Genomic DNA, 18,323 nt, shown 5'->3' on the forward strand with positions numbered 1-18,323 from the left:
TCTTTTTAGAATGGCTGGGGATGTTATACAATCAAGTAACAAAGTGAAAAAGAAGGAAGGGTGACGCCCATGCAAATTTCGAATTATCAAGATGAGGCGTACAATGCCATCAAACAGATGATTCTCAGCATGCAGCTGACCCCCGGGGAAAAAGTCGACAAGAATGACTTGAGCGCACAACTCAAAATCGGTGCGACCCCGATCCGGGAGGCCATTATCCGCTTGCGACGTGAAGGGCTATTTGATGTCATTCCGCAGAGCGGTACTTATGTATCAAAGATTAATCTGGAAGAAATGTACCAAGGCCGATTCGCCCGGGTCAATTTGGAAAGAACGATTGTGGCAGATGCCGTCAATATTATGACGCCAGAGCAGGTTGCTAAGTTAGAGCAACAGGTTGCGCTTCAAGGTGTTTATGAAAACTCACGAGACTATGAGCATTTCTTTGATCTCGACCATGATTTTCACGAGATCTTCTATATGGCAGATCATAAACAATATGTCTGGACGTGGGTGCAGCAGATGAACCTGCAATTTAACCGCTATCGGTATTTGCGGTTGGAGGCGAGCGGCTTGCAGTGGCACAACATCGTGACGGAACATCAGGCGATTGTCGATGCCGTCAAAGCCAAGAATGCCGAACTCGCGAGTCATTTAGTTGCTGATCATTTGTTGGCGATTGATGACGATGTCAAAACCGTTCTGAACGCTTATCCGGATTATTTTGAAGGACAAGCGACCCCGAATCACCAGCCTAACTAATGCTATCTCATAACGAACATTGCCTTCTGTAAGCGCAATCGTGCCCTCACGAAAGGAAGGCTTACAGATGACAAAAGTATTAACATTCGGCGAGATGATGCTGCGACTAAAACCGTACGATCATCAACGCATTCTTCAAGCGTCCGGTTTCGAGGCCAATTATGGTGGCTCCGAGGCTAATGTGGCGGTTTCTTTGGCATTGCTTGGCGATCAGGCACAGTATGTCACCAAGTTACCGGATAACGCATTAGGCGACACGGCGCGCAACACCATTCGCGGGCTTGGTGTCGATACGCACAAAATTCTACGTGGCGGACCGCGCTTGGGAATCTATTTCTTTGAAAAAGGGGCCAGTGTGCGCAATACGAATGTCGTGTACGATCGTGCCGGCAGTTCCTTTGCGACCGCTGAAGCCGACGAATTTGATTGGGCCAGTCTGCTTAAAGACGTGGCCTATTTTTATTTCTCCGGAATCACGCCGGCTATCAGTCCAGCCATGAAAACGGCGATTGAATCAGCGGTGAAGTATTGCGCTGCCCACGATATTACCGTTGTTTGTGACATGAATTATCGGGGCAAAATGTGGACGCCAGCTGAAGCTCAAGATTTCTTTGGCAAGGTGATGCCATATATCACGATTGTTTTGGCGAATGACGAAGACTTTGAAGCGACGCTGGGAATCAAGGCATTTGATGGCAATATGGAAACCGGGATTGATCAGATTGATAGTTTCAAAGCCGGCATGTTGCAAGTCATGAAGCAATGGCCGAATGTCAAAACCGTTGCCAGTGTTGTCCGGAATATTCATTCGGTTGAAGATAGCTGGTGGACCGGCTTGCTGGCCGAAAATGGCAAAACCTATCAAGGCCCGACTTTCCATATGCATGTCATGGAAGGGGTTGCGTCCGGCGATGCTTTTGGTGCGGGCCTGATGCATGCCACACTGCATGACTTCGATCCGCAAGCCAAAATCAACTATGCGATTTCTGCCAGTGTTCTCAAACTGACTATCAGCGGTGATCTGAACTTGATTACCGATGCCGATGTGCGCGCCGTCATGGCGACCGGCAGCGGCGTTGATCGTTAGGCCAGGGAACAGGAAGCGAGGAAGCGCGAATGCATACTTTAACAATTGATGGTGACCAGCTGCAGTTGGATCAAAATGAAGCGAATACAATCAAAGGATTCGGTCTCTTAAGCTGCAACAATACCTCACGTTTGTTGATGGATTATAAATGGGAACAGCCAAAAGTTTATCAACAGGTTTTACAACATTTATTTGGCGGCGAGCACCCACTGATGCGCATGTTGAAGGTGGAGCTTGGCAGTGATTCGAATACCTCATGCGGGACGGAACCGGCACCGCAACGCGCAGCTGACGAACCGGCCAACGTCGCCCGCGGTATGGGGTTCCAGTTGATTGCCGATGCCAAAAAGATTCAGCCGGATTTGAAGACCTGCATGTTGCGGTGGGCAGAGCCCGGATTTTTGCGGCCAACCTGGCAACAAGTGAAGTCCGATGATCCTGATCAGAAGGTGCCAAGCGCGTCTTTTGAAGGGATGTATCAATATTACAAGCAAACCGTGATCGCGGCGTGGCAGGCTTATGGGTATGTGTTTGATTACATCGATCCGGATCGTAACGAGACCAAACACCCGATGTATCGGTATCTCAAGTGGTTTGCACACCGCCTGCAAAATGACCAGGATGATTTTCCTGAAGGCTTTCCATTGGCGGACTACCATGCAATTAAGTTGATTACTTCTGACCAGAATTACGGCACCGACATGGGGACAGAGCTGCTTAAAGATCCCGAGTTACAGGCCGTGATTCCGGCGGTTGGCTACCATTACAATACCGATGACGGGCCAGATCATCCCTTCACCCAAATCGCCGATCAGCTCCACAAGGAAGTTTGGTACAGCGAAGGCGTGGCTCCGGTCACATTCGGAACATTGCGGGTGCAAGACACGACCGGCATCGGCATTGGCGGTTTTATCAGTGCTTTGGATGTTGCGAATCGGCTAGTCAAAAGCTACGCGCGGTCCCGGCGCAGTCTGTATATTTTCCAACCAGCGATTGGCGGCCTGTATCCAGGCGCGAAGTATCCAGGTAAGCAGTTGCTGGAAATGGATACGCCGTGGTCCGGGTATTTCCAGCAGGATACGGTTGGATTGGCAGTGATGCATCATTTTACCGATTTTGCCTTGACTGGCTGGCGTGATCAGACTGCCGACAAGAACTGGCGGTATGTGCCGAGTGCGACTGTGAGTGAGGTGGCTGGGACCGAGAACCTGAGTCAAGCTTTTGGTGCGGCCAGCGCCATGACGCTCGTGGCACCTGATCGCGCGGACTACACGGTTATTTTGGTCAACGATACGAATGCTCCTCAGCACTATCAGGTGAGTGTGAAGGATCTGCCGGCCGCTGACAAGCCAGTTCATGTTTGGCAGACTTGGGCTGATGAAAATGGCAAGATCCACAACCGCGAACAGGTGGCAACCCTGACGCCAAAAGACGGGGCTGTAACGGTCACGATCGCACCTCGGGCCATTGTTAGTGCAACTACGGCGGACTTTCAGCCGCAAGCGCAGTTGACGAGTCCGGCTGTGAGTCAGGATCAGCCATTACAACAGGATCCTGAAAAACATGTGTTGTTCCATGATGACTATACCTATGCGGACATGCCGGAAGATTATCTCAAACGGCGTGGCGGCACACCGCGGTATACAACTGACATGGACGGTGCTTTTGAAGTGGTGGAACATGCTGGGAAGCCGGTGCTCCAGCAACAGATCACGGAGCAGTCACGGGCCTTGGCTTGGGAAACGCAAACTGACCCGAACTTTACGGTTGGCGATATTCGTTGGCTGAATTATGCGGCGGCGTTGACGTTCACATTTGATACCACGACCCAGCAAAATACGGTAAGTGCCAATTATGTCGGCTTAGGCGTCCGCAGTGTGGATGACTTTGAAGGTAGCTTATTCTCCGCACCGTATGCCGCCACGATCACCGTGGGCGGTAAGCTGCGGTTCTACGTGCGCGGTGCCTTGCAGAACACATTGGACGTACCGGTTTTTGATGCTGCTGTCAATCACGAATTGGTGGTGCAGGCAACGGATCGGCACATTACCGTGCAAGTCGATGGCGAAACGTATGTGACTTATGATGATCCAAGCAACCAGCCGGGATTAGCCGGGCAGGTGAAAGTCGGCACCGGTTATTTCAAGACCGTGATTCACAGTCTGACAGTGACGAGTACGTCGGCGACCGCGGTTTTGGGACATCGACGCGATGATCTGGATGCCAGTTTAGCGTTTAGTGACGAGCATTGGGCACGCATTGCAGCCCGGTTCCCGCACGCCTGGGAACGGTCGCAATCGACTGGCGAACAAGGCGCCACGCTTGATTTTGATATTGACGGGACCGGTTTTGTCCTCTTTGGCACTCAAGATCAACCGAGTCGTCTGCGGATTACGGTAGACGGCCGCGCTCAGGAAGTCGTACCGCTGACAGCATTGGCTAAACAGCCTAATGCGATGGTGACGGATTTGGCAGCGGGACAACATCACGTTACCGTGACAGTTGTTGATGGCAGCTATACCTTTGACGGCGTGGCCCCGATCTTGTAAGCGGCAGGAGTTGCGACTTCTGGCAGTATGTTTCAAAGGGAGGTGAATCAGGTGGCTCAGCCAGCTTATGGGTATTTAATGAGCTATTTTACAGGTGAGCAGTACCAAAATGGCGAGCAAATTTACTTTGCGCTGAGTCGGGATGGTCTGCATTTTACGACGTTGCATGACAGTACGCCGGTCGTCACCAACCAGCGTGGGACACATGGCGCCCGCGATCCGTTTCTGTTTCGGACGCAGAACGGCGATTACGTTTTACTGGCAACGGATCTGCGGATGTATGGGCACACAGAACCCGGTGCCTGGACCCGCGCCGAGGTTGCCGGCAGTGATCAATTGCTCGTCTGGCATTCCAAGGATTTAGTCACTTGGGAGCAAGGGGAGAGTGTTACGTTAGGGCCCCATTTTGGCTGTGTCTGGGCGCCGGAGGCCATCTTTGATCCTGATCACGGGGATGACCGGCTGTTCTGGTCGGCGACGGATATCACAGAGAATCCGAAAAGATTGCGCATCTATTCAGCCCACACCAAAGATTTTCAGCATTTTACAGCGCCGGAAGTTTATCTTAGCGATGCGACTTATGATGTGATTGATCTGGATGTAGTTACGGCGGATGGCGGTTTCTATCGATTCTGGAAACTGAATCAGCGCGGGCAAGTCGTGATGGATCGCGTGCAGCATTTGGATGATGTTGCTGGTCATCCGATTGCGTCGACTTATCTGGCCAATATGCAGCGTGTGGAAGGACCGCAAGCCTACCAGTTGCCGGATGGTCAGTGGTGTTTGTTGTTGGATCAAGTTAACCATGACGTCCGGGCGTATGTGCCAGCCCTGACCGAAGATCTTGCCAGCGGTCAATTCACGCAGCCATCTGCGGGAACCTATCAGTTGCCAGACCGGCCGCGCCACGGGTCGGTGCTGCCGATTGATCAGGCGGACTATGCGCGGTTGATTAAACGTTGGCAGTGAAAATGATTTAGTGAGTAAGAAAAACGATCTAGGGTCATGTGCGAGTCACCATGACAATGAAATAGCCGTATCCCGGTTTTGGGGTATGGCTATTTTTTAGATGGACTGTTCATTTCAGAGATAAATTGGATTTGTTGATCGACACTGTACTTTGACTGTTCGTGCTTCTGTTGCCTGATTTCATCTTACTGGTTTAAGATGCTCTAATGGTATTTTCTACGACTAATCATTCTCGTGCATCCAGTCATGGAAGGCGGGGGATTTTTCTGGGTCATAATGGCCACGTTTATCGAGGTTGACGACTTCAGTGGGTGTATTCTTGAACAAATCTGTCCACTCATCAGCAGTCGGTAATGCGCGGATAACAATTTTATCATCAACGATTGTAGCGACAAGCTCACTATTTTCGTCAAGATGTAACTGGTTACGCATTTCAATCGGAATGACAATCTGACCCTCAGACGACATTTTGACTTTGGCTGTCATTGACACGGCCTCCTTAATAAAAGGTAAATGTTTTTTCTTCATACAGCTTATGTCATTATTCTGACATGCTTACTTCTTAATTGCTAGTATGTGACTGACTCGGAAAAGATTTTTAGGCCAGTATCATTGCCTGCGTGCACAACAGGGATTAAAATGAGGCCGTAAAAATAACGATATAGGACATGCCGTCAGCTTTCATTCCAAGACACAAAGGCAGCGAGGTGAAGATCATGAAAGTTTTATATAAAGGCCAGCCAGCCGAAGTTTGGGAAATCAGCAGAACTAACGAACAACCTGATTGGGTGAAGTTAGCATTTGAAGAGAATTATCTTTATTGGATGGACAATCACCTACGTGTTTTGATGAGCGGCCTGAACCCGTCTATGGGAACCAACTTAAAGTTCGGGGCAGTTGGCACGGTTGGCGGCGGCTTTGCCGGTTATGACATGTATGTGCTGGGTTATCCGGGTGACTATTTGGACGTGACCAATCATCGGGTTGTTTCTAAGAAAAAGTTCCTGAAGCAATATCAGATGCTGGAAGATGTGTGAAGGTAACCGTTGAAACTTTTGGGCATTGAAAAGAACGCAGATAGTTACTAAATTTGGTAAATCTACGTCTTTTCTTTTTGGTATGGGACGACGTTTTTACAGCACACGATTAAATGACTTGTTGATATTTATCACCCGCCGCCTCCGCGAACGACTTTACGACATTTGAACGAGATGATGTCGAGCTGATTCTGTTCTGAGGGTCACTATAATTTAGCTAATTATATTTATTTGGAATCGTACAAGTTGCAATCTTTTTTTGAGGAGTAAAAAGTGCAAGCTCTAATATTTGGATACAAAAGACCTTATATTTGCCCATGCCCGTTGTCCCTCTGGAATTTGAGGTGTTGAAATATAAAAAATATGATACATGCCGCTGAACTCGAGAAATTTAACATGAACTTTGGCAGCCCTTGCTTTTTTAACGATTGTTTTGCTGTCACTCAACAGCAGTTCGTTACTACCAGTTTGAATTAACATTGGTGGGAAATCTTTAAAATTGCCAAACACAGGGGAGATGTATGGGTTTTTTAGATTGTGTTTGCCAGCATATGTGATCGGTATTGGATGTCTTGGGGACTTCTTGGATGAGGCCGAGCCGAAAAGCGGATCCTTGGTTATGTTGGTACGGTATGATTTGCCAGATGCCGTAAGATCTGCCCACGGAGAAGCGAGAACAAGTGCTGCGGGAAGTGGATCTTTATGATCTCGGAGATATAATGTGAGCGCGAGTGATAGACCGGCACCTGAAGAGTCACCGGCTATGATAATGTTCTTTGCCTGGTAGCCATGTTTCAGAAGATATTGATAACCAGTAAGAGCATCGTTTAACGCTGCTGGAAATGGATGTTTTGGTGCAGTTCGGTAGTCTAGAGAAAAAACATTGGCTTGATTATCTGCGTTTGAATAGTTAACTGCAGCTTTGTTATACGTGTTGCTGAATTGAGCTAAATAACCGCCACCGTGAATTTGGTAAATAACTTTCGTATGTTTGCCTTTATTAGCTGATAGCATATAACCACGAGCCTTGCCCAAATTAATCGTTTTATTGGTGTAGCCTGCTGGCGACTGCCAATCCTTGGCACGATATGGCTTTGATTCAGTTTCTATTTTCTTAACGAACAGCGAAATACCGTGCTTTGCTTCGTACATATGATTAGCCATTTTTAAGGAATTATTGACGAGGTTACCATATAGAGAGACAGTTAAGTTTGGCCGAGTGAGAGTGATAGTGATTAAGGAGACGCCAAAGAATAGCAGTGTAGCTGTCAGTTGCAGCCAAAATGGTTTGAGTTTTTTAAATCGTTTCAAATAAATGATTCCCGCAAAAAGAACGATGGTGACCGAATAAGCTAGCCAATTAGAATCGAGAAAAAGAGCCGATAAGATTGCTAGGATGAACAAGATACCGGTTAATAAGTAAAAGCAAATAGATGTTAATTTTATCATCGTGAAAATCTCCTAACTATGAACGTGCGGTTGACGGTTTTTAGGTCAACCGGCTGTTTCTTAATACTTACGGCTTTAGTCTAATGAAGGAGCTTCAAAGATATAAGTATCAAAAGGTGAACAATTGTAACTTTAATTAATAGCGTAGTAATGCCCATTTTGGAGATGATACGATGATTAAATATAAGGACACGGAAAAGAGAATCTGGCAAGCTTTCTTTCAGCTTCTGGAAGTGGAAAAGTTCGAGAAAATAACCATTAACGAAATTTGCAAGCAATCTAAAATCAGCAGAACAACTTTCTATCGTCATTATGTTGATAAATATAGATTGCTTAGCACAATAAATCATTACTTTTCTACGTCGCTAGGTTACTTTTTAAAGCATCGAGTACATCAAGAAAACATCACGGCATCTTTAGTCGATATTGCAAAATTTTTGTCAGTAAATTCCGAGGTGATTTTAGTTTTATTGACAATTCATACACCAGAAAGCGATTTACAAGAGCTATTTAAAAAAGTCTTGCATATTGAGTTCGCTGATTATGTTACGCGACAACATAAGAGTTCAGTTTTTCCCTCAAATTACTTGATTGAAATTTATGTTGCTATTTCGATGGTCTTCTTGTCATATTCATTACGGAATGGGTTAGACGTTGACGTCATTAGGTCTATTGATGACATCCAGAAACATATTTTTGCAACACTCTGAAAAGACCAGCTGTTGGAGAAGAGTTGTGAAGACCGAACTTTGAACCCAAAAAATATGTGACGACATATACTGCTTGAGAAAAGAGATATAGTTGTGGCATGTACGCAGAAAAGAGACTCACCGCACTTTGTAATTCTCAGACAAAGTGCAGTGAGTCTCTGATTTGATAGGAAATGACATCTTTATCGCGTGCGGTTATGCGGCTTGTTGACGCCTGTCGCCCAGCCGCCACTGGATAACGAAGGTTAATGCCGCCAGTCCAGCCAGCAGGAAGAAGTCAATCTGGCTGCCGGTCGCCTCGGCACCAGTGGGGGCGAGGCGTTGTTGCAGCGTGATAATGGCTGACAGACTGGCTGTGCCTAGTGAGCCGGCGTATTGCTGTAAGGTGTTGAACAGAGAGTTGATGTCGGCTTTTGCTGGGCCGTCTACCATAGTGCTGGCATCGGACATGGTGTTGCCGAAGCCGAGGTTGAAGCCCACCCGAAAAACCAGATAGAACCCGACAATCAGCGCCATGTTTAATTGATGTGTGAACAGACCAAGCAACATGGCGCCGACCACCATTGCTGCGTCACTGATCAACAATAATCGATGGGCACCAAAGCGATCGTACAAGGCGCCGCCAATTGGTGAAACTGCTGCGCCGAGCAGGGAGCCGGGCAATAATAGTAGCCCGGCGACAGAGGCATTGGTGTGCAGGACATTTTCGGCAAAAATCGGAATGACAAAAGCAATGCCGATGTTGCCAAATTGCAGAATGAAGAAATTGATGGCGCGGGCGCGAATACCGGCGTGTTTGAGTAATGAAAAATTGAGTAATGGCGTCGATGTACGGCGTAAATGCGTGCCCATGCCAATGATGGCTACAGCTAATGCGGCGGCGTAGATCCAGAAAGCAACGGTGATACCAGCTGCCGTGAATTGATCGAGCAGTTCAATGAGTGAAAACAAGCCTACCGCCAACAGCAAGAAGCCAATGAAGTCGAAGTGCTCGTCCGTGGCGCGCGCTTTGACGCGAATAGTGGCTTCACCCATGGACCAGACTAATAAAATGACAGGCAATACCAGCCAAAAAATCATCCGCCATGATGCGTAGTAGGTCAACAAACCGCCATATGTTGGCCCTAACGCTGGTGCCAGTGACGTGACAACGCTGGCCATGCCGACGTAAAGGCCAAGATGTGCCTGTGGGATTAAGGTCAGGATCAGATGGAACATCAACGGCGTCGAAACCCCAGTTGCCAGTGCCTGTAGGAGTCGCCCAGCAAAAAGGATCGGAAAATTCGGTGCCCAGATACACAGCACTGTTCCGGCCAGTGCGCACAAAGCGGCGCCACGAAACAGGGACCGCGTGTTAAAGCGGCGTAATAAAAAAGCGGTAGTGCTCATGACTAACGTGACCATCAACAGGTAGCCAGAGGTGAGCCATTGCACTGTGGATAAAGACACATGTAACGTTTTAATCAATGTCGGAAAAGTGACATTCATTGACGTTTCAACCAAAATACCGACAAATGTCAGTAGTCCAGCTGACAAAATAGCGAGCTGCGTGCGATGCGAAACCGGTGAAGTCGTCATGTGCGTGCCTTCATTTCTATAATTTAGTCTGAACCAGATTCAGGCCACTGCTGACGATAGCAGATTCCTCAGCGACACGCAAACGCAAGCGCTTTCACGTGGAAAAGATTACACACTGTTAGCAGCGTGTTAGTCGCTAAAGGCCACGAATACAATTAAGGCCGGTACACGCTATAAAAAGCCCCATCATCATTAGCAGATGTTTCGCTAATAACAATGGGACTCATGTTGATTTTAAATTGCGTTGTCGATGGTCAAGGACTGACCAACACTATCTATACCGAAGATAAACCCGGCATTGCTCATCGCGGTGACGAAACTTATCGATGAGTCACGACTCTGGATTGTTCGTATCTGACGGCTTGCTTTTTGAGGAGGCCGATGCTGATACTTACTTTGACCGCTGCCGTGAAGTTTTAGACATCGAGGCTTGTGAGTCTGCTTTTGGCATCGCCGCTAAATGGACACGCGGTGCAGCATGCGACGATGGTTGCGGATGCTTAGGCGTCGAATTCGCGGCTGCAGTGGTCACAACCGGCGCTTTAGGTGTTGGCTTGGTTGGGCCATCTGGATCGGGTGCATCTGGATCAGGAGCCGGTCCGGGGCCTTGCGGGTGGTTGTTTTTGTGCATCTGTTTGTCGGTCAGACTGATAACACTGGACATGACCAGTGGCAGCAGGAAGACCAATAAGATCAGTCCGATGATGACGGCCAGCGCTACCTGAATCAAGGTGGTAATGCCGGACGGGATCATGGCCGCAAAAGTGCCGCTTAAGATAACCGCAGCTGAGATGACAACGGCGCCGATAACGGTGGCGGCTTTGGCAATGCGTTGGGTCATGGTGCCGCCTTCCAGCGCGTTGTCACGGTAACGAACCATCAGGAAGATACTGTAGTCAACGCCGAGGGCAACGAGCATGATGAAGGAGAAGAATGGGGTGTTCCACGTTAGCATGGCGCGCCCAAGTACATAGGTTGAAAACAATCTAGTCAATCCCAATGATGTGATATAGGCCATCAACAGGGTGGTAATGATGCTGATTGGCTGAATCACGGAGCGCGTGACGACGATCAACGCGATACCGATCCCGATAATCATGATGGCAGCGGTTCGTTCGAAGTCGCCGTTTGCCAAGTCCTGGAGGTCAGCGGTTTGCGACGTTTGGCCGCCAATTGCCACAGTCGCATCATCAAGCGGCGTGTGTTTCAACTTGGCGGTGAGATCCGCTTTGATCGCTTTAATTTGTTGGGCGGCCGCATCGGTACTTGGATCGCCTTTTAACACCACGGTAAACTTCGTGATTTTATTGTTATCAGCCATGTAAGTCGCTAATGCTGGCTTAAAGGTCTTACTTTTCAGCGTGGCGTTTGGAATATAGAACTTTTTACCTAAATACGATCGCTGTAACTCAGTCAGATATTGCTTCATGCTAGTGCTGCCGTCCGCAATCGTGCCGAGGGCTTGATTGGCGGAAGTGAGGCCGCTTTGCATGGAACTGACCTGTTGGGAAATCGCCTTGATTTTCGTATTCAGCGTCTGAACGCCGGTGTTGACCTGATCCGCGCCGCTCGCAATTTGCGACGCGCCATTATTCAGCGTGCCATTTTGGCTGGCGAGTTGAGAAGAACCCGAGCTGAGTTGGTTGACACCGGAAACCAGCGTCGGGACTTGGCTGTTCAGCGAATTGATGCCGCTGTTCAGCTGATTGGTACCGCTAGTGAGTGTTCCGATGCCGTTGTTCATGGCGGTGGTGCCGGCGTTTAAGGTCTTAATGCCATCACCTAAGGCACTTGTGCCATCGGTCAATTGCTGCACTCCACTGGAAAAGGCGTTGATTTTGTCCAGAATTGGCTGGGTGAGCTGACTGGCATCCGGCAATTGATTGATGAGTGTGATGATTTGTTGGGCAGTTCCGGTTAACGTCTGAATCTGATTATTCAACGTGTCCATGCCGCTGGTGAGTTCGCCTGACTTGCTGCTGAGCTGATTCATCCCGCTGGCAAGCACGGTGCTGTTGCTATTGAGCTCGTTCATACCTTTGGCTAGCTGGGTGGAACCGGTGCTCAAGGTGTTGACGCCAGAAGTTAGCGTTGGTAGCTGGCTACTTAACTGGCCGAGGCCATTATTCAGCGAGGTGACACCGGATGTGTACTGACTAATGCCGCTGCTGAGGCTGGTGGCGCCAGAGGACAATGTCGTGGTGCCGTCTGCCAAGGTTTGCACCTGTTGGGTACTGCCTGCGACATTGGCGTTTTTGATTTGGGTGTTCGCATCATTCAGCCCGGCCTGAACCTGTTTCAGGCCCTTGACACTTTGCGTTAAGCCGCTGTTGATCGTCTTGAGCTGGTCGTTGAGATACAGCGACTTGATTTTACTGCCACCTGGCTGGGTGACCGACGCCACGGTTTTGACACCTTTTTCCTTCTGCAGGTAGGTGGTGACGTCATCGATCGTGCCCAAAACGGTCTGGCTATTCAGCGGGTGCTTACTTTGAATATAAATCGTGGTCGGCGAGGCCATGCCTTTTGAATAATGATCCTGAATCAGGCGATAACCGACTTTGGATTGCAACGTTTCCGGCAGTTCATCGGCGTTGTTGAAGTTAAGCGTCTGGTTGGCATTCAGTAAAAATGGCACGGCGATGATGCCGATAACACCAAGCGTGATGAGCGGCCGGGCAATGCCAATTTTGGAAAGGCCATGCCACAGGCGGCTGGTGCTATGCCCATCCAGATTCTTGCTCGGCCAGAAGAGTTTCTCGCCCATAGTTGCCATGAAGAACATGTTCAGGGTTAACAGCACCGTCAAAAGAATGAACACCCCAATGGCGACACCAACCGCGGAACGATAGAACTTGAAGTTGGCTAGACCGAGAACGGAAAAGCCGATCAAAACCGACAGTCCGGAATAAAGAATCGTGCGGCCGCCGAAACGTCTGGCAATGTCGGCTGCCTTGGTCCTTGGGATGCCTTGGGACAATGCGGCTTTAAAGTCGTCATATAGCAAAATGTTGTAATCTGTCCCGATCCCAAATAAGACAACCACAAGGAAGACTTGCGTGAAATTGGAAATCGGGAAATTGGCCTTATCGGCGAGCGTCATGATGATGTTCAATGACGTCAGGAAGGAAATCGCAACGGTTAACAGCGAGACCAACGGCACAATCGGTGAACGGAAAACAATGATCAGCACAATAAAGATGAAAATAGCGGCAATGATTTCCGTTTTCTGGATGCCTTTTTCGGTTACTGTGGCAAAGTCATCGTTGAGCACATCGCTGCCGGTGACGTACGTTTTGACGTTCGCAGTTTTGATTTGCTGCTCGAGGTTCTTGGTTTGGGGCCGTACCTGACCCTTGGCTTTCACGTCAACCAACGCCATCTGAGTGGTGCCATCTTTGGCATCAAGCTGCTTTTTGGTTTCGGCGTTGTCAGATGACTGAGTGACGTTGACAATTTTAACGGCTTTGGAATCTTTGAGACCCTTGAGCGTTTTGGTGATCGCTTTTTTCTGGGTTGCCGTCAGCTTCTTGTCACCATTGCTGAAGACGAGGGCGAAGGAGCGGATCTTTTGATTGTGGTTGGCTTTTTTCTCAATGGTGGCCGCGATCTGGCTTTCTTCGTTTTTGGGCAGTGACAGCGCGCCCTTATCGCGGACAATTCCCGAGACGTCAGGCATGGTCACGAGGGTCACCAAAATAACGACAAGCCAGAAAATCAGGGCAGGGATGTGACGATTGCGAAGATTTTTCAATTAAAGATCCTTCTTTCACTGGTGAGACCGTTCCAGACCTGATTTTTCAAATCGGCGGCCAATGCTTTTTGGTTCGAAACGTGGCCTTCGATTTGCTGCTGCGCCCAGACGATATCAATCATACTGACGATGCTGCCGTATAGAATGGCGAGTTGGGTGCGGACATCGGCTTTGACAATCACCCCGCGGTCCTGGCCATCCATGAGCATGTTGTTAATGAGTGTAATCACGCGCCCGCGGGCGGCCCGGCTTTCGGCATTGAGTGCTTCATTGAAGACGTTTTGCTGAATAAAATGCAACTCTGTCGGGTACTGCTCCATGGATGCGGTTGCTGCGTCAAACAAGCGGCCGAACATGGTCTCTGGGTCATCGGGATCACAGTCAGCGGCTTCGGCTAGCGAGTTGTGGAAGAAATTCATAATATCCGTAAAGGCGGTGTTGAGAATATCTTCTTTGCTTTTAAAATGCCGATAAATTGTGCCAACCGCGACTTTTGCCGCTTTGGCGATCGACGGCAGGTTGGTTTCGGCGTAACCGCGTTCGGCGAATAACTTCACAGCCTGCTCGATAATCGGACTTGGTACAGGAATAGATGCCATGATAACCTCCTTGTGGAATGAACGTTCATTCGCATATGTTAGTGTTTATGAATATTCTTGTCAAGGAGGTATGAAAATATTTTTCTTTCGGCGATTCTTTGCCGTGCCAAACTGCGCAATCTCCGGCCAGATGGGGTGGCGACGCGAAGCTAGAGCGGAGGGCACGACTTTGAACCCGCAAAAACCGCGGTTTCAAAGATCGGCCTTGTTGTAGGCGGGGCAAAGACCGCACCACCAACAACAATTCCACGGCTGATCCCCATCTGGCCTCCGATTGCTCCGCTTTGGCACTGGTGATTAAAAAAACTTAATAGCTTATTCTTGAGAAACAAAAAACGAATGAATTCCTTAAATGGAGTCCATTCGCTTCTGACATTTGGTTTGTGACCGGCTTTCTTTTTCTATCATCACTATTCAAGGCCAAAGCTTAATGCAACCAAGGATAATCGAAAAAATTGCAGTGCCGTTTTTCAATAAACGTCCATCGATTTTGGGGCCGAGGCGGCTGCCGACGATGACGCCGAGGCCGTGGGTGACGAGGATGATGGCGAGTAGTGGCAGGGTGTTCATGAGCTGGATCTGACTGAGGTAGCCGACCGCGGCGGGTAAGCTGATGAAGACTGAGTTGAGTAGGGCAATGCCGACTGCCGCGTGTGGTTCACAGCCAAGCAGTACGAGCAGCGGCATGACCAGCACTGGGCCGCCTGCTCCGGAAAGTGCGCAGATTAAGCCGGTGACGATGCCTAAAATGACAAGTAAAATCGGGTGATTCAGGTGATCGACACCGGGTTTTGGCGGATAGCGTTGTTGAATCAGAATGGCGATGCCGGATAGCAAAACGACCAGGTAGAGTAACAGCTGAACCCAGCTGGTCGGCAATAGCAGGTTTAGTCGGACACCAAGAATAGCGCCGACAAAACTGCCGCCGCTGAGCAGATAGGCGATGCGCCGATCCATCAATCCCTGTCGTTGATAATGGCGCGATCCGAGCCAGCCGGAGATAATGAACGCAAGAAAACTAAACGCCAGACCCTCCGTAGTGCTGTAGCCGAGTCCTGCCGTGTATAAGATTGGAAGTAAAAAACCAGCCACGCCGGTCATGCCGACGAGGCCGCCGATTATGATGTTGCCAATTGTGATGATGAAGATTGCCATAATGTTGGGTAGCGCCGTGCACACACGGCTTTGATCCTTTCTACATCTAATGTTAACACTTTTCGTTTTCGCATCAGCCACTTGCCGGCCACCATGGAATCAGCCACATCATTGGCGTTAACACTTTCTAATAACGTGTTGTTCCAATTACCGGTTGGCCATAAGTGCGGACTGTCGATGTCCAGACCAATGATGTCTGCTTGATACCCCGGAGCGATGCGCCCAAGCTGCCCGGACATATTTAAAGCAGCCGCGCCACCATCTAAGACCAGCGACATGATGGTGGTTGCCGGCATGATATTGGCGATGTGCTGCGGCACACCATAATGCAGCGTCATGATCGCCCGGAAAATTTTCATTTCCTGCCACAGACTCAAGCCGCCATGGGCTGCGCCATCGGTTCCCAGACCAATGGAAACGCCGGCCTTCAACAGTTCAGGCGTTGGCGGCACCCCTTTTCCAGAGTTACTGAACGGGCTGTGGTTCAGCTTAACGTGATACTTTTCGATCAAGGCTTTTTCGGCGTCGTCTAGAAAAAGGCTATGCGCACCTAGAAAATGATCACTCAAGGCACCGCGTTTGGCAAGGTAAACATAAGGTCGTTCACCGCAACGGGTCAGAATGCCAGCCACTTCTTGAGGGTATTCGTTCATATGAGCTTCGAGAAAAGTATGGCGATCGGCGGCGCGTTGGGCGGCCAGATCCACGAGTTCGTCGGAACAATTATTCAACGCCCGCAGCGAATAATAAACCTGTAAATGATGGCGGCCGTGAAACTGGTCATAAAGTGCATCAGTGTGGGCAATGGCGGTTTTGGCATCCATGTTAATCGAAGCCGGCAGCCTCGGATCGTCCATGGTTGAATAGGCAAGGGCGCCGCGTAATCCGCTTTGCGCATAAACAGTTCCGGCGGCGGCCATGTGGTAACCGCCAGCGTCCACAAATCCGGTCGTGCCGCTGGTGATCATTTCCAGTGCCGCTAGCTGCGCGTTAAGCGTCATGGTTTCGGCCGATGTATTGGCTTCAAACGGCAGCATGATCTTTTTCCAAATAATGCCTTTGGTGTCCAGCACGCGGCCGCGGAGTAATTGCTGGCCGGTATGTAAATGACTGTCGATCAAGCCGGGCATGAATAAACGATGGGTGCCGTCAATGACATCATCAGCTTCGGCTGGAAAACTGCCATGGTCGCCTACCTGCGTAATTTTATCGTCGTTGATGAAAATATCCTGATGCGGCTTGATCTCACCGGGCGCGGTCATGGTCAACGTATCCTGAATCAGTGTGCTGGCCAATTAAATCACCCCTGTCAGTTTCAATGTGAGGGTGTCCCACAAAAGCGAGCCGACAAACGTTCCGGTCATCACGGCAACTCCGACGATGATGTACTTCCAGCCTTGATGAATGAAGGTACCCAGCTTATCGGAAATCGCAATCCCGGCAAAAGAGCCGACTACGGTGAACGGTGCGGCGAAGGCGATGACTTTAGTCGAACTGATGACGACCGCGGCAATCGGTGAAAATGGCGCGGCTGCCAGTAGTCCTAAAACCGAACAATAAGCGATGATGGGTAACTTGAACGGCATGATTTTGGCTAAGACAACGGCGACGAGGGTGATGGCGATGAGAATGACCACGCCGGGGAGACTTTTGGCGATGCTGACGCCGGAACCGATCCAGTTAGCTAGCAAGGTACCGACACCGCAGACACTGAGGAGAAACAACCATTCACGTAATCGCATTACTTAATCCGTCCTTTCACTGCAGCAGGCGTTTTGGCACGGCGGCCAGCAAACATTTTATCCAAAATCGTGTAAAGCTTATCTGTCAGCGGAATTGCCAGGAACATGGTGATGTAAATGCCGGTGATGCCGGCGATGGTATTGGCGGCTGACGCCATGGCGGTGATGGTGTTGGCATCGTGGGGGAACAGCTGGGCGAGACTGGCGCTGGCCGAGGCCATGAAAATGCCGGCACCGACGCCGGTGGACATGCCCAGCGCCTTGGGATCAAACCAGCCGGTCATGCCGAGCACCGTGGCCATGATGCCAAAATAAATCGTGCCGAGAATGCCACCGACGATATAAATCGCCATACTGCCGCTGGCTTCGTCAGAATCCGAACCATAAGCCGAATTGATCAAGGCGAGGTGATACTCGCGATTAAGCGAACTCGTAGCGCCGATCGACTCGCGCCGCAACCCGAGCAGCATGGCCAAAGGGAGGCCGAAGAAAATACCGAGCAGATTGCCGAAACCATGTACTAACAAGGCAGGGCCGGCGTGCAGAATCATATCCATATTCGCACCAGCCGTAATGCCGAGATTCACAACAAACGGGCAGATCCCAACGATGACCAGTTTCGATGCGGCTTTGACGTGTTTGTTGTCAAACCAGTGCATCACTTGCGGGCCACTTAACATGCCGAGAATAATGGCGTAGAAAACCGGAAATAAAATGATCATCCCTGGACCGACTTTGAGTTTCACGGTTCCGATGTATTCAGCGATCGCGGTGAATAAAGCAGCGACAAGATAACTTTTCCATTCGACTTTAATACGTGCGCGTAAGCTAGGGTAAGTCATGGGGTCCTCCTTGTGAAATGAATAGACCTAGTTTAGCGCAATTATTTGGGTAAATAAAGGACGATTAGATTAAAATACGGTTTAATGTTC

General features: G+C 49.4%; 15 protein-coding genes. 6 read left to right on the top strand and 9 right to left on the bottom strand.

What is annotated here, in order from left to right; translation table 11 throughout:
• Positions 1 to 69: 69 nt before the first annotated feature.
• The 4 genes from LACSTY_RS00230 (at position 70) to LACSTY_RS00245 (ending at position 5,367) form a co-directional block, all read left to right on the top strand.
• Positions 70 to 762: a GntR family transcriptional regulator gene (locus tag LACSTY_RS00230; RefSeq protein ID WP_087911254.1), complete on the top strand. Its 693-nt coding sequence runs from the start codon at positions 70 to 72 to the stop codon at positions 760 to 762.
• Between the two features lie 67 nt (positions 763 to 829).
• Positions 830 to 1,849 carry a sugar kinase gene (locus LACSTY_RS00235; RefSeq protein ID WP_010490166.1) on the top strand — a complete coding sequence of 340 codons (1,020 nt, stop codon included), beginning with the start codon at positions 830 to 832 and terminating at the stop codon, positions 1,847 to 1,849.
• 29 nt (positions 1,850 to 1,878) lie between these two features.
• The gene (locus LACSTY_RS00240) at positions 1,879 to 4,398 is read left to right on the top strand and encodes a glycoside hydrolase family 30 protein (RefSeq protein WP_087911255.1); all 2,520 of its coding nucleotides are present in this window, start codon (positions 1,879 to 1,881) and stop codon (positions 4,396 to 4,398) included.
• A gap of 51 nt (positions 4,399 to 4,449) precedes the next feature.
• Positions 4,450 to 5,367, top strand: coding sequence for a glycoside hydrolase family 43 protein (locus LACSTY_RS00245; RefSeq protein ID WP_087911256.1), 918 nt, complete (start codon positions 4,450 to 4,452; stop codon positions 5,365 to 5,367).
• A gap of 222 nt (positions 5,368 to 5,589) precedes the next feature.
• On the opposite strand, the gene LACSTY_RS00250 is transcribed toward LACSTY_RS00245, so the two are convergent.
• On the bottom strand, positions 5,590 to 5,853 hold the full coding sequence (locus LACSTY_RS00250; RefSeq protein ID WP_080978142.1) for an AbrB/MazE/SpoVT family DNA-binding domain-containing protein: 264 nt from the start codon (positions 5,851 to 5,853) through the stop codon (positions 5,590 to 5,592).
• Positions 5,854 to 6,083: 230 nt separating this feature from the next.
• Between LACSTY_RS00250 and LACSTY_RS00255 the strand changes: the two genes are divergently transcribed.
• Positions 6,084 to 6,404 (top strand): hypothetical protein, encoded by a 321-nt coding sequence (locus tag LACSTY_RS00255; protein ID WP_049171850.1) that lies wholly within the window; start codon positions 6,084 to 6,086, stop codon positions 6,402 to 6,404.
• Positions 6,405 to 6,686: 282 nt separating this feature from the next.
• Here the strand turns inward: LACSTY_RS00255 and LACSTY_RS00260 are convergent, their stop codons facing one another.
• A complete protein-coding gene (locus tag LACSTY_RS00260) occupies positions 6,687 to 7,853 on the bottom strand; it encodes an alpha/beta hydrolase fold domain-containing protein (protein WP_087911257.1) in 1,167 nt (388 codons plus the stop codon).
• Between the two features lie 173 nt (positions 7,854 to 8,026).
• On the opposite strand from LACSTY_RS00260, the gene LACSTY_RS00265 reads away from it, so the two are divergent.
• Positions 8,027 to 8,563, top strand: coding sequence for a TetR/AcrR family transcriptional regulator (locus LACSTY_RS00265; protein ID WP_087911258.1), 537 nt, complete (start codon positions 8,027 to 8,029; stop codon positions 8,561 to 8,563).
• A gap of 195 nt (positions 8,564 to 8,758) precedes the next feature.
• On the opposite strand, the gene LACSTY_RS00270 is transcribed toward LACSTY_RS00265, so the two are convergent.
• The 7 genes from LACSTY_RS00270 to LACSTY_RS00300 all read right to left on the bottom strand — a co-directional run bounded on the left by LACSTY_RS00270 (position 8,759) and on the right by LACSTY_RS00300 (position 18,233).
• Positions 8,759 to 10,141: an MFS transporter gene (locus LACSTY_RS00270; protein WP_306390935.1), complete on the bottom strand. Its 1,383-nt coding sequence runs from the start codon at positions 10,139 to 10,141 to the stop codon at positions 8,759 to 8,761.
• Between the two features lie 391 nt (positions 10,142 to 10,532).
• The gene (locus LACSTY_RS00275; RefSeq protein WP_087911260.1) at positions 10,533 to 13,895 is read right to left on the bottom strand and encodes an MMPL/RND family transporter; all 3,363 of its coding nucleotides are present in this window, start codon (positions 13,893 to 13,895) and stop codon (positions 10,533 to 10,535) included.
• Entirely contained in the window at positions 13,892 to 14,494 is a 603-nt protein-coding gene (locus LACSTY_RS00280; protein WP_087911261.1) for a TetR/AcrR family transcriptional regulator, read from the bottom strand. Before LACSTY_RS00280 ends, LACSTY_RS00275 begins: the two co-directional genes overlap by 4 nt.
• A gap of 414 nt (positions 14,495 to 14,908) precedes the next feature.
• Positions 14,909 to 15,649, bottom strand: coding sequence for a sulfite exporter TauE/SafE family protein (locus tag LACSTY_RS00285; protein ID WP_087911262.1), 741 nt, complete (start codon positions 15,647 to 15,649; stop codon positions 14,909 to 14,911).
• The gene (locus LACSTY_RS00290; protein WP_087911263.1) at positions 15,613 to 16,944 is read right to left on the bottom strand and encodes an amidohydrolase family protein; all 1,332 of its coding nucleotides are present in this window, start codon (positions 16,942 to 16,944) and stop codon (positions 15,613 to 15,615) included. Before LACSTY_RS00290 ends, LACSTY_RS00285 begins: the two co-directional genes overlap by 37 nt.
• Positions 16,945 to 17,391, bottom strand: a complete 447-nt coding sequence (locus LACSTY_RS00295; protein ID WP_070650938.1) for a hypothetical protein — start codon at positions 17,389 to 17,391, stop codon at positions 16,945 to 16,947.
• Entirely contained in the window at positions 17,391 to 18,233 is an 843-nt protein-coding gene (locus LACSTY_RS00300) for a DUF3100 domain-containing protein (RefSeq protein ID WP_049169051.1), read from the bottom strand. Before LACSTY_RS00300 ends, LACSTY_RS00295 begins: the two co-directional genes overlap by 1 nt.
• Positions 18,234 to 18,323: the final 90 nt, after the last annotated feature.

Source organism: Lacticaseibacillus styriensis (genome assembly GCF_030770295.1).
GTDB lineage: Bacteria > Bacillota > Bacilli > Lactobacillales > Lactobacillaceae > Lacticaseibacillus > Lacticaseibacillus casei.

Bases quoted from the DNA above. Each gene is read 5' to 3' on its own strand.
- LACSTY_RS00260 (WP_087911257.1), bottom strand. From the start codon at position 7,853: ATGATAAAATTAACATCTATTTGCTTTTACTTATTAACCGGTATCTTG.
- LACSTY_RS00250 (WP_080978142.1), bottom strand. From the start codon at position 5,853: ATGACAGCCAAAGTCAAAATGTCGTCTGAGGGTCAGATTGTCATTCCG.
- LACSTY_RS00280 (WP_087911261.1), bottom strand. From the start codon at position 14,494: ATGGCATCTATTCCTGTACCAAGTCCGATTATCGAGCAGGCTGTGAAG.
- LACSTY_RS00265 (WP_087911258.1), top strand. From the start codon at position 8,027: ATGATTAAATATAAGGACACGGAAAAGAGAATCTGGCAAGCTTTCTTT.
- LACSTY_RS00230 (WP_087911254.1), top strand. From the start codon at position 70: ATGCAAATTTCGAATTATCAAGATGAGGCGTACAATGCCATCAAACAG.
- LACSTY_RS00285 (WP_087911262.1), bottom strand. From the start codon at position 15,649: ATGGCAATCTTCATCATCACAATTGGCAACATCATAATCGGCGGCCTC.
- LACSTY_RS00255 (WP_049171850.1), top strand. From the start codon at position 6,084: ATGAAAGTTTTATATAAAGGCCAGCCAGCCGAAGTTTGGGAAATCAGC.
- LACSTY_RS00295 (WP_070650938.1), bottom strand. From the start codon at position 17,391: ATGCGATTACGTGAATGGTTGTTTCTCCTCAGTGTCTGCGGTGTCGGT.
- LACSTY_RS00235 (WP_010490166.1), top strand. From the start codon at position 830: ATGACAAAAGTATTAACATTCGGCGAGATGATGCTGCGACTAAAACCG.
- LACSTY_RS00270 (WP_306390935.1), bottom strand. From the start codon at position 10,141: ATGACGACTTCACCGGTTTCGCATCGCACGCAGCTCGCTATTTTGTCA.
- LACSTY_RS00240 (WP_087911255.1), top strand. From the start codon at position 1,879: ATGCATACTTTAACAATTGATGGTGACCAGCTGCAGTTGGATCAAAAT.
- LACSTY_RS00300 (WP_049169051.1), bottom strand. From the start codon at position 18,233: ATGACTTACCCTAGCTTACGCGCACGTATTAAAGTCGAATGGAAAAGT.